General features: G+C 35.9%; 14 protein-coding genes. 8 read left to right on the top strand and 6 right to left on the bottom strand.

The annotated features are described in order from the left end of the window. The first annotated feature begins 37 nt into the window (after window positions 1–37). From OVA16_RS17520 to OVA16_RS17540, 5 genes are read left to right on the top strand one after another with little or no spacing between them, the layout of a single operon-like run. The gene (locus OVA16_RS17520; protein WP_267762139.1) at window positions 38–2,365 is read left to right on the top strand and encodes an Rv1355c family protein; all 2,328 of its coding nucleotides are present in this window, start codon (window positions 38–40) and stop codon (window positions 2,363–2,365) included. Beyond that, complete coding sequence (locus OVA16_RS17525; protein ID WP_267762140.1) at window positions 2,352–3,068, top strand: hypothetical protein; 717 nt, start codon at window positions 2,352–2,354, stop codon at window positions 3,066–3,068. The genes OVA16_RS17520 and OVA16_RS17525 overlap by 14 nt, the downstream gene beginning before the upstream one ends. Next, window positions 3,065–5,191 (top strand): 7TM diverse intracellular signaling domain-containing protein, encoded by a 2,127-nt coding sequence (locus OVA16_RS17530; protein ID WP_267762142.1) that lies wholly within the window; start codon window positions 3,065–3,067, stop codon window positions 5,189–5,191. Before OVA16_RS17525 ends, OVA16_RS17530 begins: the two co-directional genes overlap by 4 nt. Before the next feature lie 13 nt (window positions 5,192–5,204). Then, window positions 5,205–6,284 (top strand): hybrid sensor histidine kinase/response regulator, encoded by a 1,080-nt coding sequence (locus OVA16_RS17535; protein ID WP_267762143.1) that lies wholly within the window; start codon window positions 5,205–5,207, stop codon window positions 6,282–6,284. Beyond that, the gene (locus OVA16_RS17540; RefSeq protein WP_267762144.1) at window positions 6,274–6,693 is read left to right on the top strand and encodes a response regulator; all 420 of its coding nucleotides are present in this window, start codon (window positions 6,274–6,276) and stop codon (window positions 6,691–6,693) included. Before OVA16_RS17535 ends, OVA16_RS17540 begins: the two co-directional genes overlap by 11 nt. A 142-nt stretch (window positions 6,694–6,835) precedes the next feature. Here the strand turns inward: OVA16_RS17540 and OVA16_RS17545 are convergent, their stop codons facing one another. The 3 genes from OVA16_RS17545 to OVA16_RS17555 all read right to left on the bottom strand — a co-directional run bounded on the left by OVA16_RS17545 (window position 6,836) and on the right by OVA16_RS17555 (window position 8,215). Then, a complete protein-coding gene (locus tag OVA16_RS17545) occupies window positions 6,836–7,069 on the bottom strand; it encodes a CPCC family cysteine-rich protein (RefSeq protein ID WP_267762145.1) in 234 nt (77 codons plus the stop codon). Window positions 7,070–7,197: 128 nt separating this feature from the next. Then, complete coding sequence (locus OVA16_RS17550; RefSeq protein WP_267762147.1) at window positions 7,198–7,767, bottom strand: hypothetical protein; 570 nt, start codon at window positions 7,765–7,767, stop codon at window positions 7,198–7,200. 49 nt (window positions 7,768–7,816) lie between these two features. After that, window positions 7,817–8,215: a hypothetical protein gene (locus tag OVA16_RS17555; protein ID WP_267762148.1), complete on the bottom strand. Its 399-nt coding sequence runs from the start codon at window positions 8,213–8,215 to the stop codon at window positions 7,817–7,819. Between the two features lie 249 nt (window positions 8,216–8,464). Between OVA16_RS17555 and OVA16_RS17560 the strand changes: the two genes are divergently transcribed. Then, on the top strand, window positions 8,465–10,819 hold the full coding sequence (locus OVA16_RS17560; RefSeq protein WP_267762149.1) for a DUF2339 domain-containing protein: 2,355 nt from the start codon (window positions 8,465–8,467) through the stop codon (window positions 10,817–10,819). Next, on the top strand, window positions 10,797–12,029 hold the full coding sequence (locus OVA16_RS17565; RefSeq protein ID WP_267762150.1) for a DUF3999 family protein: 1,233 nt from the start codon (window positions 10,797–10,799) through the stop codon (window positions 12,027–12,029). The genes OVA16_RS17560 and OVA16_RS17565 overlap by 23 nt, the downstream gene beginning before the upstream one ends. 17 nt (window positions 12,030–12,046) lie before the next feature. Here the strand turns inward: OVA16_RS17565 and OVA16_RS17570 are convergent, their stop codons facing one another. From OVA16_RS17570 to guaA, 3 genes are all read right to left on the bottom strand, one after another. Then, on the bottom strand, window positions 12,047–13,210 hold the full coding sequence (locus tag OVA16_RS17570; protein WP_267762152.1) for an RsmB/NOP family class I SAM-dependent RNA methyltransferase: 1,164 nt from the start codon (window positions 13,208–13,210) through the stop codon (window positions 12,047–12,049). A 110-nt stretch (window positions 13,211–13,320) separates the two neighbouring features. Beyond that, window positions 13,321–14,541 carry an ABC transporter substrate-binding protein gene (locus tag OVA16_RS17575; RefSeq protein WP_267762153.1) on the bottom strand — a complete coding sequence of 407 codons (1,221 nt, stop codon included), beginning with the start codon at window positions 14,539–14,541 and terminating at the stop codon, window positions 13,321–13,323. Beyond that, window positions 14,498–16,024 carry a glutamine-hydrolyzing GMP synthase gene (guaA, locus tag OVA16_RS17580; protein WP_267762155.1) on the bottom strand — a complete coding sequence of 509 codons (1,527 nt, stop codon included), beginning with the start codon at window positions 16,022–16,024 and terminating at the stop codon, window positions 14,498–14,500. The genes OVA16_RS17575 and guaA overlap by 44 nt, the downstream gene beginning before the upstream one ends. On the opposite strand from guaA, the gene OVA16_RS17585 reads away from it, so the two are divergent. Further along, window positions 16,008–16,277, top strand: coding sequence for a hypothetical protein (locus OVA16_RS17585; RefSeq protein ID WP_267762156.1), 270 nt, complete (start codon window positions 16,008–16,010; stop codon window positions 16,275–16,277). The two genes, guaA and OVA16_RS17585, sit on opposite strands and share 17 nt — an antisense overlap. The last annotated feature ends 20 nt before the right edge of the window (window positions 16,278–16,297 follow it).

Raw genomic sequence — 16,297 nt, forward strand, 5'->3', positions numbered from 1 at the left:
TTTTTCTGTGTAAAAATTCATCTTTTAGCTAAATATAATGCATAACATTGAAGCCGATACCCCCCTATTAAATGCGCTTACAGCACAGACAAAAAAAAGCAAAGATTTATATCAGCCTCTGCTATTCAGACTATCTAATGATAATGATAAGGCCAAGCTAAACCAGCTACTTTTAGAAACCAAACCATTACAAGTTTTTGACACCATAAAAGAGCAAGTATTTGAACTCTTAAAATGTTTAAAACCACTTATAGCTTTTATGCCCAAAGCCGAATTAGAAAATTTGGTAACAGAGCGGCTAGGTAAAAGCGAAGAATATGGCGTTTGGGTTTATTATCCTTGGAGTAATAAATTGGTACATCTTTTAGACGAAGATGAATTTACCATTGTAAGAACAAACAGAAACAAACATAAAATTACAGCCGAAGAACAGCAAATACTCGCTACCAAAAAAATCGGGGTAATGGGCTTATCGGTAGGCCAATCCGTATCATTAACTTTAGCCATGGAGCGTGGTTTTGGTGAGCTTCGCATTGCTGATTTTGATGAGTTAGATTTAAGCAATATCAACAGAATTAGAACCGGAGCCTGTAACATTGGCTTAAAGAAAACAGTAATAGTTGCCAGAGAAATAGCAGAAATAGATCCATTTTTAAAAGTAGTTTGTTATGACGAGGGTATTACCGAAGATAATATCGTTAATTTTTTAACCGACAATGGAAAATTAGATCTATTAATAGACGAATGCGATAGCTTTGACATTAAGATAAACGCCAGAAAAATTGCTAAAAGCCTTCAAATTCCGGTACTAATGGAGGGAAGCGACAGAGGCACGATAGATATTGAAAGGTTCGATTTAGAACCACAAAGACCTATTTTGCATGGAATGGTTGAACATCTAGATATGGACAAGTTTAAAGACTTGAAAACATTTGATGAAAAAGTACCTTACATCACAGCAGTAACTGGTTTTGAAACACTCTCGCCAAGAATGAAAGCCTCGGCAGTTGAACTAATGAGCTCTATTTCTACCTGGCCACAATTGGCGAGTGCCGTAACTTTTGGTGGTGGCGTAAGCGCAGACCTGTCTCGAAAAATATTACTTAACAGCTTAAAAATATCTGGCAGGTTCTTTTTAGACCTAGACGAGTTAATTTGCGACGAAGCTCCCCTACCTGCTGTAAAAGAAATAACACCTGCAAAGCAAGCGTTAACAAGCGAAGACATTGAAGTATTTATTAGAGAAAACAATATCTCTGAAAGCAGCGAGCTAGCTAAAGACCTTACCGAAACAGAATTAAACGATTTAGTAGACGCTGTAAAAAAAGCACCTTCGGGTGGCAATAACCAACCTTGGAGGCTTCACTATCAAAATAAAAAACTACACCTATTTTTAGATGAAAGCGCAGCTCAGGCTTATTTAGATCCTCAATTTGTATCTTCTTACACGTCTATAGGCTGCGCTATAGAAAACTTACTATTGGCAGCTGCTGTTAAAAAACTAAAGGTACAATGGTTACTTACGCCAGAGCTGGCACCTAAACATCTAGCTGTTTTTCAGTTTTTCGATGGAGTTGAAGCTAGCGAGGAAGAACTTCTCTTAGCGCAGCAAATTTCGCTAAGGCATACCAACAGGAAAAGCCCACAGAGAGCAGCAATTGAAGACAATGAAATTACCTACCTAAAAAAATTGGTAGCCGATACTGAGGGCGCTAATTTAACTTTCGTTAGAGATTTAGCACAACTAAAAAACCTTGCCCAAATAGCCACAGCTACAGATTTATTTAGAATATTTGTACCCGAGGCGCATGAAGATTTTATTACCAAAGAAATGCGTTGGACCATTGAGCAAACCAACCAAACCCAAGATGGCATAGGCATACATACTTTAGACCTCAACAATAACGACCAATTAGGCATACAGCTCTTGAGAGACAGAAGAATGATAGATTTTTTGGAAAAGATTAATGGTGGCGGCGCTTTTGCCAGGTTACTTACCCAACAATTTATGAGCTCTTCTGCCATTGGTTTAATTTCTTTGCCCGGCAACCAAGTTTCATCGTGGATACAAGGCGGAATAGCCGCTCAAAAAATGTGGCTAGGCGCTACAGCACTAGGCCTGCAAATACACCCAGTTAATGTGCCTTTATTATTTTTCTACAAAAACTCTATAGAGAAAAGTTTAACTTTAACAGAAAATCAAAAACATTATTTAACAAAAGCCGAAGTAGAATTAAATACCATTTTTAATAAACCCGAAAACCAAACAGCAATGTTTATGTTCAGAGTTTTCAAAGCCAGCGCATCTCCAGAAAGAACCATCAGAAAGTCCAACAATAAAATTTTCTCCATTGGAAGAGCATAACCCGGAAATAAAGAACATTAATTTCACTGCATTTAGAGCTATTGATGATAGAGATGCGTGTATGCAATTTATTGATGGGCATAGACGTGTGTTGGAAATATTTGGCATTACCCAAATTACTTCTGCAAAAGCAGATTGGATTTTAAATCCGGATGTATATGTAATGTTGGTAACCGATGCCGATACCGGAAAAGCCTTGGGAGGCGGCAGGGTACATAGAGCTAACAGAATAAACCCACTCCCTATTGAAGAAGCTGTAGGCTATATGGACGAAAAAATATACCAAATGGTTGAAGACCACACCGATGCCGGCACTGGAGAAGTAGCAGGAGTTTGGAACTCGTTTGAAATTGCAGGCTTAGGCATAGGAAGCTTACATTTAAGTACAGCTTGTGTAGCTTATTCAAAATTTATTAATTTAACTACCTTATTTGGTTTAGCAGCGCCAGCAACTTACAGGAACGTATTAAGAGGTGGTTTTCAGGTGGTAACTTCTTTGGGCTATAACGGCAAATTCTATTACCCAAAAGATCAATTAACTGCCACAGTAATGTTTAACCATGATATTATCGATCTTCCCTTAACACTAGAACCACAAAGAACCATTGCCTTTGACATGAGGAGAGAAGTAATCTATAAAACCGAAATCCCTTCCAAATCTGGCGATTTGGTAAATTTAACTTTTGATTTATCCAGAACATGACACAGGGTGCATTGAGATTATTTTTTTGCTCGTTTTTTCTGTTAATTAGCCAATTAAGCTATGCAGAGGTAAACGATTTGCAATCACTCCCTTTCCACGCATCAGTTTATAAAGACAAAAGCAACAACGATAAGGTAGAAGATATTCTTAATAAAAATTTTACCACTGTTGATACAGAAATATTCAATTTCGGGGTTTCTGATGCCGTTTTTTGGATAAAGCTTACCGCAGAAAAAAACCTCATTTTAAACAATAACTTTTTGTTTATCGAACAATCCAGATTTTCGATAAGCGAAATGTACCACCAGAAACCAAATGGTAAACCTTTAGCAGCTAATCTGTTTAGTCTATTTAAAAACAACCTCGTAAAAAATGCACAAGGAATTACTTTTGCATTGCCCGACACGATTAGCAAAGGCGAAATCTTCTTACTCAAACTTAAATCTCAAGAGGCATTTATAACCAGAATTTCTGTAATTACGGAAAGTAAACTACACGCCAAGTACGCCCTAAAAGACATCATATTTGGCATATACACCGGCATAATGTTAATTATGTTCGTGTATAACCTTTTCCTATTTATCATAGTTAAAGATAAAAGCTATATTTTTTATGTTTTTTATATCTTATTTACTTGGTTAACACAAATTTCTATACAAGGATATGGATTAATATACCTATGGGATGCAAATTCTTTCATTAACAATTATTCTGTTGTACTGTATTCTCTATTAGGCTTAGTTTTTGCTAGTTTATTTACCACATCCTTTCTAAACACCAAGTTATTTGCACCAAAAATTCATTTACTAATCAAAATTTTTATAACCATTATACTCGTAACCACGGCTCTGCTATTTGTAACCAATGCTTATATAGGTTTTGTGGCTATGCAAATAATTACCGTATTTGGCGTTGTAATTGCTTTAAGTGCTTCTTACTTTGTTTATTTTAAAAAGCATTTTAAACCTGCCGGATTTTATCTAATTGCTTGGTCTATTTTATTGGTTGGAGCGGTATTATTCATCATGAAAGATTATAATATACTACCCTATAATACCTTTACCACCTATTTGCTACAAATCTCATCAGCTATAGAAGTAACCCTATTGTCTTTTGCGCTGGCAGATAAAATCAATTATTTTAAAAAAGAAAACGAAAGTGCACAAGCACAGGCACTAAATGCTTCTTTAGAAAACCAAAAACTCATAAAAGAACAAAATGTGCTGTTAGAGAAAAAGGTTAAAGAACGTACCGAAGAATTAGAAAATGCAAACCAAACGCTAAACACCACTTTAACCAACTTAAAAGCTACTCAATCTCAATTAGTTGATGCCGAAAAAATGGCTGCTTTAGGTCAGTTAACCGCTGGTATTGCACACGAAATTAACAATCCAATAAATTTTGTAACCTCTAATGTAAAACCTTTAAAATTAGACATTGATGATTTGAAGGAAGTGATTAGAAAATACGAGCAAATTGACCTAGAAAAAGAGATTAAACCTCAAATCGATGAGATTGAAGCCTTTAAAAAACAGATTGATTTAGGCTTTATCAATGATGAAATTGTCTCGCTGCTATCGGGCATTAGCGAAGGCGCCAAACGAACGGCAGAAATTATTAGAAGTTTAAGAAATTTTAGCCGCGTTGATGAGACCGATATGAAAGCCATTGACTTAAACGAAGGCCTTTTATCTACTTTGGTATTGATAAGAAATACGCTACCAGACAACCTAACCGTAATTAAAGAACTAGGTAATTTACCTAAGGTAGAATGTATGCCAGGAAAAATCAACCAGGTTTTTATGAACTTGGTTGCCAATGCCGTACAAGCCATTAAAAGTAAAGAAACACAGGCAGAAGAAGAATTTTTAACCATTAAAAGCTGGTACCATAACCAACAGGTTTACATTAGTGTTAAAGATACTGGCACCGGAATGACCGAAGAAGTTAAACATCGTATTTTTGAACCTTTCTTTACCACTAAAGATATTGGCGAAGGTACTGGTTTAGGGTTATCTATTGTATTTAGCATCATCGAGAAACATAAAGGACACGTAGAAGTTATTTCTGAGCTAGGAAAAGGAACTGAATTTATTATTATATTGCAGGTAAATACACTATAAAAATTAATTCAAAATGACCAGCCCTACCGTACGCGTCTTATATATTGATGATGAAGAAAATAATCTTCAAGCATTTAGAGCCGCGTTTAGGAGACAGTACGAGATTTATACCGCTCCCTCTGCTGCCGAAGGTTTGAGAATTATGCAGCATATAGACATCCACGTAGTGTTGGCCGATCAAAAAATGCCAAATACTACGGGTGTAGAGTTTTTTAAGAGTATTGTAAAAACACATCCAGATCCTATTCGTATTTTACTTACAGGCTACACAGACATAGAAGCACTAGCTGATGCCATTAACCATGGCGATATTTACAGGTACATTGCCAAACCTTGGAACGACTTAGAGCTGCACAACTCAATAAAGAATGCTTACGACTCTTATGTAGCAAGAGCCAACCTAAATAATAAAATAACAGAGCTTGAGAAAACCAACGATGAGCTTAACCGATTTATTTACAGCATTTCTCACGAATTAAGGGCTCCATTAGTATCGGTAATGGGTATCATCAACTTGGTTAAAATGGAGGGACTGTATAATTCTAGCGGCGAGTATTGGAGCTTAATCGAAACCTGCTCTAACAAGCTGGATTATTATATCCAAAAAACGCTGCAATACTATAAAAATACAAAAGATATTCCCGACCATAGCGAGGTGGACTTTTACAAACTCGTAAATGACTTAATAGAATTACACACTTATTCTGATAAAGAAACCAAATTTAATGTTGATATTAAACAAAACGCAAGGTTTGTAGGCGATGCTTTTAGAATAGAAGTAATTTTAAGTAACCTCATATCTAATGCAATTAAGTATCAAAATTCCGATGAGCCTCACAAAACGGTAAATATCCAAATAAATGTAGATGAATTTGAAGCGAAAGTAAATATTAACGATAATGGACTAGGCATACTGAAAGAGCACCTAGAAAAGATATTTACCCAATTCTTTAAAAGCAAAACACATCACGGTACCGGCTTAGGTCTTTTTATTGTAAAAGAGGCCTTAAACAAAATGAATGGTACTATTAACGTTAGTTCAAATACCGAAGATGGTACAACCTTTAAAATAACTATACCAAATGCCAAATAAAACCGGAAAAGTATTGTTGATTGATGACAATGATATTGACCTAAAAATCAATTCAAAGATAATTAAGCTATCAGATTTTTTTGATGAAATTATTTTGTGCCAATCCGGAGATGAAGGCCTGAAGTATATTAACACAAACCTAGAAAACCCAGGCCTATGGCCCGATTTTATTTTGCTAGATATACAAATGCCAGAAATGGACGGCTTCGAATTCTTAGAAATCTATAAACACTTTCCACAAACTTTTCTAGATCATTGCAAGCTAGCCATACTCTCTTCTACTTTAGATTTTGGCGACATTAAAAAAGCCGAAGCAAACCCACTGGTAATTAAACTATTAAAAAAACCATTATATCCTAGCGAGCTAAGAGAACTATTAGACAGAAACTCTACCTTATTGGGCAGTTAAAAAGCATAACGTTTGGCGGCTTTGCGAAGTGGTGAAAATCGAAGCACAAATGTTCAGTTTTGTACAAAAGTTAGATCGAAGAACTGTTGTTGAATTTAGAACTGAACCCGCCATTTTGCCAAACTGCTGTTATGTACAGTTTTTATTTTAATGGGTTCCAATTTTCGTCTCGTTGCTCTTCCTTTGTTGGTTGTCTCACATTTCTAAACATCTCTAGTTCGCAAGCACCAAATTCAATAAAATTCCTTTGTCCTTGTCTTAGTGAAACTCGGTTTGCACCACCTTCATAATTCGGGTTGTCAAGTTGATCTGGGTCGTCTTCCCAAAAGCAAACTTGGCAAATGTCATATGAGCCATTAGGTTGTTCTCTACACACAGAGCACTAAAAAATAAAACACCTATAGAATACAAATTATGCCAATAAATTCTATTTTTGATTGGTACGAAAATTAGGGAAGCACACAAATGTCTTATAGCCACAACAAGGGCAAGCAAACTTTTCTGTTACCATATTTTCCACCAAGGTTTTTTATCCTCAAATGAATAGTAACTTCCACCTGTCAAAGTTTTTGTGTCAAGGTCATATTTAAACATAACCCATTCGTCTGCATTGTGCGTAGGGTTATATGCAAGTCCTGACACCAAATTATTTTCAACTTTAATATCAGCCAATCCGTCCCAAGAAATTCTTTCTGTGTTCCAATGTTTTCCGTCAGGCTCAATAATTGTCAGGTCGATTTGGTCTTGCAAAACAATTCTGCCTTTGCTTGCCTTAAAAATGTCTGAATAGCCAACTCCAAAAACTTCAATAGGTTTTGTGTCGTTCGGGTGCATTAAGTAACACGTTCCGCAAGCAACTACTAACAAGTTTGGAGTGTTTTCAAATTCTATAATTTGTTTTAAGTCTGTCCAACCAGGTTGAAAATTAGCAACCCATTCAGTTCCGTCAGTTTTATAAAATCGAACAGGAAACCCTTCTGAATAAAATACTTCTCCTTTGTCTGTTACGGGAACATACATTGGCCCATAAGTCGGCAAAGAGTTTAATATTTCGTATCGTTTTTCTGTCGTCATTTTCTTTTGTGTAGGGTCGCCCTAAAATGGCAGCTAACTAAGTATAGTGCTAATTAAAAGACAAATCAATCTGCTGAAAAACGCACTGCTTAGCTCCTATTTCAAATGCCAATTCCTTTAAAACGCTGCCATTTGCCGTTTTAACTTTTAATGTATGCTTACCAATAGCTACTTCTGGCAACACAAATACATTAATTAGCTGTTCGGTTTTTTTAAGCTCATCGCAATTTTGCAGATACGTTGGGTTTAGGTTAGGAACTGGAGCCAACATACCACAGTCTTCTTCATCAATCGAAAAATGTAATTCTAAAAAATCTTCACCGTTGTAGTTTATAGCTACTGCATATTGTCCAAATTCGGCACCAAGGTTCTCCTCCTTATCACATGAGAAAAGAAAAGGGATAAACAGAAAAGCTAATGAGAGAAATACGTTAATTTTTTTATTCATAATGATTTATTCTATTACAAATATGAAGATTATTTAACCTAAAAAAAATACTCGAAAACAGGTATTTTTAAAAATAGTAGTTTAAAAGATATCCATTTCATGATTTAAACCTTCCTATTACAAGTATTAAAAATGAGTGAACTAAAAGCAACACTCCTGTAACGAGTAACAACACGAGATTAATTTTAAAATAATTTCGTTAACCTTGTGTTAATATAGGCTACTTTACCTAGCATAAAACCCAAATTAATGGACAATTCTCAAAAGATAAACTTGCTTTTAGCAAAAATTGAAAATCTATCTTTAAGGCAGCAAAGCTTTGAAAGTGAAATAGCCGCCCTCAGACAAGAGGTTAATGCTTTACAGTCGCCGGCAATAGTAACCGAAGAGCAGCCTATTCAAAGTAAACCATTTTTTCCGCCTCCCAAAAACACGCCACCGGTTGCTATAACACAGCAAAATGCAACACCAAAACCAATTATAGTACCAACTAACCAACAGCCAAGCTTTAGCGATAGATTTAGCAGTAAAAACATAGCTAAATCTGATTTTGAAAAATTTATTGGCGAAAACTTAATTAGCAAAATTGGTATCCTTATTTTAATTATTGGCGTAGGAATTGGTGCTAAATATGCAATAGACAATCAACTTATTAGTCCGCTTACCCGAATTATACTGGGCTACTTAGTAGGCGCAGGCCTACTTGCGTTCGCTATTAAACTTAAAGCCAAATACGAAAAATTCTCGGCAGTTTTAGTAAGTGGTGCCATAACCATAATGTACTTTATCACTTATGCCGCTTACGATTTTTATGCCCTGATACCTCAGCCATTAGCTTTTTTACTGATGGTAGCCTTTACCTCGTTTACCATTGTTGCTGCAATAAAATACAACCAACAGGTCATTGCCCATATTGGTTTAGTTGGTGCTTATGCCGTGCCATTTTTATTAAGTGATGGTTCTGAAAAAGTAGGCGTTCTGTTTACCTATATGGCAATCATCAACATCGGTATACTGGCAATTAGTTTCAAAAAACACTGGAAACCTTTGTTTCATCCCTCTTTTGCCCTAACATGGATCATCTTTTTAAGTTGGCTACTCGGCTCTTATTCAGATAGAAATCATTTTACATTATCACTAGCGTTCTCTACTATATTTTTCTTCATTTTTTATGTTACCAATTTAGCTTATAAAGTAAGTAAAAAAGAGGTTTTTGGCATTAGCGATATCACTTTAATACTTTTAAATAGCTTTATTTATTATGGAATAGGTTATTACATTTTATCAGAAAACAAAAATGGTATTGAGCTGCTGGGCTTATTTACACTAGCAAACGCAATCATACATTTTGTAGTTGGTTTAATTATTTATAAGAAACAACTGGCTGATAAAAATCTCTTCTATCTTGTTTTGGCTTTAGTAATTACCTTTATAACCATGGCTGCTCCAGTACAGTTAAATGGAGGGTGGGTAACTGTTTTCTGGACGGTAGAAGCCGCGGTATTATTCTATTTGGCACGAGTTAAACAAATAGCGATTTACGAAAAACTATCTTTTCCCTTAATTTTTATTGCTTTCTTTAGCCTTTTACAAGATTGGACAACCATTTATGGTATATATCTAGGATCTTCGGCCATCACACCTTTTTTAAATGTAGGTTTCTTAACCGGTATTATCTTTATTGCTGGCTTTGCTTGGATGACAAACATTAACGCAAAGCACACAACAGCAGTAACAGATTGGCCTTGGATGCGACAAATTCTTAATTATGCACTGCCCGCTATGCTCATTATAGTGGTATACACTTGCTTTGAGAGAGAACTTACTACCTATTTCAATTACCTTTTTGAAAGCACTAAAATAAGTATTAACCCAAGCAAGAAACCAATTAATACACAATACATTTACGATAGCAATTATTATACACTAAAAAATGTTTGGGTATTTATTTACACCATGTTCTTTGCCGCTGCTTTAACTTACTTAAATGTAAAAAAAATACGGAACAGCAGTTTCGCAGTAGCAAATTTGATTATTAACTTATTAATGGTATTGTCTTTTTTAGTAAGTGGGTTATACCTATTGAGCGAGCTTAGAGAAACTTATCTTAATCCCGAAAAATATTTCGTTATAGGTTCATCTAACATTGTTTTAAGGTATGTAGCATTGGTATTTTTTGCAATTTTAATTGCATCAATCTATCAACTGCAACGCTCTGCATTGCTAAAAACAAACTTAAAAACCATCCTCGATTACGTCTTATACATTTCCATTTTATGGATCATTAGTAGCGAGTTAATTAACATACTTGAGCTAATGAGAGCCGATGGAAGCTATAAATTGGGCCTAAGTATTTTGTGGGGAGCTTATTCATTGTTCTTAATTGGACTTGGTTTAGCGAAAAACAAAAAACACCTTCGTATTGGTGCAATGGCATTGTTTGGCATTACATTGATTAAACTATTCTTTTATGATATTGCTTATCTCAGTACCATTTCTAAAACTGTTGTTTTCTTATCCTTAGGGATATTATTGCTAATTATTTCTTTCCTTTATAATAAGTACAAACATTTAATTATTGATGAAACTGAAGTTAAAAATTAAGCTGTTGTTACCTTTGTTAGCTTGTGTTTTGCTAGCAAAGGCGCAAACCAATACCTATCAATTTAAAAGACAAATTACAGAAGTTAGCACTACTTGGCATAGTGTTAAGCTTCCCGATGATATGTACCAAAAAATTAATTTAGGGTTTGAAGACCTAAGGATATTTGGGATAAATGGAAAAGATACCATAGAAGTGCCTTACCTATTAAAGCAACGAGCAAACCAGGCTAGTTTGGTAGAAATTCCTTTTAAACAACTTAACCAAAGTGCTATTGGAGATATCTATTATTATACTTTCCAATTAACCGAAGCCAACGCCATCAACCAAATTAGCTTAGATTTTAGGCAAGAAAATTTCGATTGGAAAGTTAATTTAGAAGGAAGTAACGACAACCAAAACTGGTTCGGTATTTTAAAAGATTACCGCATTTTATCTATTAAAAATAACGAAACCGATTATCAATTTACCAAGCTAAGTTTTCCCAATTCTAAATATCAGTTTTATAGAATTGCTATTAAAAGCAATACGCAACCTACATTAACAGCAACAAAAACCACTAAAGTAGACACTATTAAAGGCATTTACGAAGAGGTAAAGTATCAAACTTATTTGTTAAAAAACGATACAGAGAATAAAAAAACGGTTATTGAAGTAGGTTTAAAAAATGCTGTTCCGGTATCTTATTTAAAACTAGATGCGCAAAGCGATTTTGATTTCTATAGACCAATTAAAATCGAATACGCTACGGATAGTATCAAGACAGAAAGAGGCATTGAATATCATTTTGCGACACTTTATGAGGGAACCATCAGTTCGTTAGAGGCGCCAGAATTTAATTTCACAAATACCATTACCAGCAAACTAAAGATTACCGTCAGTAACCACGATAACAGACCATTACGTTTAAGTGGTTTGGCAATTAAGGGAAATAGTTACGATTTGATTGCCCGATTTGATGACTTAAAAGCCAGTTATGCGCTGTATTACGGCAATGAAGCTGTTCAGTCGCCAAATTACGAAATTGAAAAATTTGAAAGTAAGATCCCTACCAACTTAACCAGCGTAACAGTAAGCCAAGAGCAAAAGAATCCTTCTTACACAGTTAAAACAGAAAAACCACTGTTCGAAAATAAGATTTGGCTTTGGGGTATCATGGCAATTATTATAGCTTTATTAGGGTTCTTTTCGTTTAAAATGTTGAAGAATTAGTGAAGAAAGCAAATAGCTTATTGTTTGATTAACCTCGCTACAAACATGCTGTCTGCCTTATCATGGTACCCCTTAATCAATTCCATTGTCTCTAATTTTAGAGGGAATTTTTCGAGTAGATAGTTTACCACTTCTTCGTTTTCTTGCTTAAAAACAGAACAAGTCATGTAAATTAATGGCTTACCCGGTTTAAGGTATTTAATCACATTTTCGGCAATTGCCTTTTGTAGCTTCACATAATTAGCTACTTTGTACTCTTCAAAGAAATACAGCATTTCTGGAGTTCGGCCCCAAGTACCAGCACCCGAGCAAGGCGCATCTAGCAAAATCCCATCAAACTCATAGTGATGTAATATTTGATCGTTATTTTGCAAAAGATCGATGGTTTTTTTCTGAAAATCTTTGATACCAGCTGCTATAAAACGCTCTTGCAAGTTCCCTAAGCTAGTTTCCCTTACATCGCTGGCTAGCAATTTAACTTTAGGCTCTAAGCTGTGTATTAACAGAGATTTTCCGCCAGATGCGGCGCAGCAATCCCACCAATAATCGTAAGGTTGCGGTTTGAAATAAGCTCCCGTTTTTTGCGAAGAAAAATCTTGCACTTGATATAAACGTGCATCGTCTATAATTTGCTCTAATTTTGTTCCGTTAGGTAAAGCCAACGTAGTATCCGAAAGTTCGTTTACCACAACACCAGCAGCCTCTATTTTAGCTTTAACTGTAGGCAAGTGTGTTTCGCGAACTCGGATAAACAAATCTGGCTGTACAAACAAAGAATATAAAAAGTCTTGCTCATTAATGCCATCAGAGAGGCTGGCTTTAAAAGGAAAAACATCTTCCAATTTAAAAGCTGGATATTGCGATTCTACAAAAGCTACTTTCTCTTTAATTGGCTTTGTAATATGTGCTGCCGCTTGAGGAAAAGCATGTTCGGTAACCAAACTTAAATCGACATTGCAAAGAAAATCTGCCACAGCCAAACGCTCTGTTGCCGGCAAAGTAGCCAATGCTTTACCTAGCCTAAAGTAACTGTAAATGTATCTGCTTGCCCATCTCCTATCTGACGAACCCATTTGTTTGTGCTGCTTAAAATATACAACCAAATATCTGTGAAGCGGCAATTTACCATCGTAACTTGCTAAAACCTGCTCAAATGCCCTGATATGATGGTGTACCTTCATGAAGTTAAAAGTAGAAAGTGAAAAATAGGTTAATTGCTGAATTGGTTATTCGTTTAGTTTTCGCTCGTTAATCTTTGTTCCTTGCTCCATATTCCTTGCTCTTTATTCTATCAATCCACCTGCACTAAAGCCGTATCTTTGTACTGCAAAATCTTTAAATGCTTGTTATAATATCCATATTCTGCATCGTAACCAAAATCAAAATCGTTAGTTAAGCCTTTATATTTTTCTTTAATCAGATAATCGGTGTAACTAATACCATACTTGGCCATTAGTTTACCGAAGTAAAATCCAATATCAAAACCTTTAAAAGCATATTCTGTAGGTTCAAATTCATATTTATCTCTATAAACCTTTACAAAATCAACCGCATTTTTGCTTTTGTAATCGATATGATAGGAAGAACTTAAAACAGTTTCTAAACTTTGCAACTGATCGATATTGTAAGTTTGCTTTGCCCAGTTTGGATGACCAAAAACTTGGATAGGATACCCAGCCACATTTTTTAAGCGATGTAATTTGGTTAAACTTGGGGCTACAAAAGGCGCATCATCTGAGCAAACCACCACCGCATACTTTTTACCTTTTACCATTTTAGTTTCAAACACGTAGGTAGAAGTAAACTCTTGCACTACAAAACTAGGATATTTACTAGCAAACTGACTTTTAACTGGACGAGCAAAAGCTTCATCAGATGATTTTTTAGTATTGATCAACACTACAATCGTTTGCTCGGCCTTGTTTTCTTTGGCAATATAATCAGCCACCCTCTTTCCATGCGTTTCAATATCGTTTACAATAGAAATTAAGTATGGGTTGTTAAATTCACTTGGTTTAGAGGCTGCCAGCGGAGAAATTAATGGTAATTTATTCACTTCCGAAAAGCCTGTCATGTACTTTACCCCATCAGGAAAAACCGGCCCAATAATTAAATTGCTACTTTTTACAGCCTCTTTCTTAATTAGTGTAGCCAGCTGACTATTATCATCTCTTGTATCAAAAACATTTACCTTGAAATTTAAACCTGTATTGGCAGCAGAGTCAATGCCCAACATTAAACCCTGATAAAAATCTAAAGCCATATCGGCTTTGCCAATTTGCGCTTTGGTAACTGTTTTCAGGTTAAATTTATTCAGCTGAAAAGGAACGAAAACGCTAATGTTACCTTGCGTAAACTTGGCAGCCGTTTTCTGTTCAACAGGTTTAGCCGGGGTTTTCACCACCGGCTTTGTTATTTTGGGCGAGCAACTCGCCAACACCGCAATAAAAGTAAGTACAGCTAAAAGCTTATTCCCACTCAATAGTTGCTGGCGGTTTCGAACTAATATCATACACAACTCGGTTAATCCCTCTTACTTTATTAATAATTTCATTGGATATTTTTGCGAGCACCGGATAAGGCAAATGGCACCAATCTGCAGTCATCCCATCTAACGATTCTACCGCCCTCAACGCAATTACGTTTTCGTAAGTACGCTCATCGCCCATTACCCCTACCGAACGCACTGGTAAAAATATCGCTCCAGCTTGCCAAATTTGGTCGTATAAACCAGCATCTTTCAAGTTTTGGATGTAAATATGATCTGCTTCCTGTAATATCGCAATCTTTTCTGCAGTTACCTCTCCAATAATTCTAATCCCTAAACCAGGACCAGGGAAAGGATGTCTACCTAAAATAAACGATTCTAAGCCTAAAGTGTTTCCAACTCTACGCACTTCATCCTTAAATAAAGTTTTTAATGGCTCTACCACTTTCAATTTCATGAAATCTGGCAAACCACCTACGTTATGGTGTGATTTTATAGTTGCCGACGGGCCGTTAACCGAAACAGATTCGATTACATCTGGATAAATTGTTCCCTGCGCTAACCACTTCACATCCTGAATTTGGTGTGCTTCATCATCAAATACTTCGATAAATACACGTCCAATAATTTTACGTTTCTTCTCCGGATCTTCAACACCAGCCAACTCGCCTAAAAATCTATCCTTCGCATCAACTCCTTTAATATTTAGACCAAAATCTTTGTATTGTTCTAATACGCTTTCATATTCGTTCTTACGTAACAAACCGTTATCTACGAAAATACAGTGTAAGTTTTTGCCAATAGCTTTGTGCAATAAAACCGCCGCTACGCTACTATCTACACCTCCAGAAAGTGCTAAAACCACTTTATCATCTCCTAGTTGAGCTTTCAAATCGGCAATGGTAGTTTCTGCAAAAGCGTCTGATGTCCAATCTTGGCTACAGCCGCAAATACCAACCAAAAAGTTGCTCAACAAAGTTTTGCCATCTGTACTGTGCGTAACTTCTGGATGGAACTGAATAGCATAAGTTTGCTCTCCTTTTACTTGGTAGCCAGCCACCCTAACTTCGGCAGTACTTGCAATAATTTCGAAATTTTCTGGCACTTGCGTAATCGAATCCCCGTGGCTCATCCATACTTGCGAATCAACCAAGATGCCTTTAAACAAAGGATTTTCGTTGTTCACAAAGCTTAAATTAGCTCTACCATATTCTCTCGTTGCCGATGCTTCTACATTTCCTCCACTTTGCTGTGCAATAAACTGCGCTCCGTAGCAAACCGCCAATAAAGGATAAGCTTTAAACAAATTCAAGTCTACAAATGGCGCATTTTCTTGACGCACAGAAGACGGACTTCCCGAAAGGATTACCCCTTTCACCGTAGAATCTAGGGCTGGAATGTTGTTAAATGGATGAATTTCGCAGTACACATTTAATTCGCGAACACGACGTGCAATAAGCTGTGTAAATTGCGAACCAAAATCGAGGATAATGATTTTTTCTAGCATCCGCAAAGGTAATGAAATTTACGATTTTAGAAGTACGATTTTAGATTATTTTGAAGAGCAAATTCAGTGCTTATCACTCTCGAAAGCCCTGCTTTTCGCTTTACTACATGGCAAACACACAGGTTTGCCATTACGTGCTCGCTTCTATCAGGTCTATTCAACAGAAAACATTACCGATATTAAGCGTAGTAAGTGCAAGTCGTATCGCCGTTGCAAGAAACGAAGCAATTTTAATGCGATAGTTTTACCTTAATAGAGCAAAAAACGTATAAG

Source organism: Pedobacter sp. SL55 (assembly GCF_026625705.1).
Classification (GTDB): Bacteria; Bacteroidota; Bacteroidia; order Sphingobacteriales; family Sphingobacteriaceae; genus Pedobacter.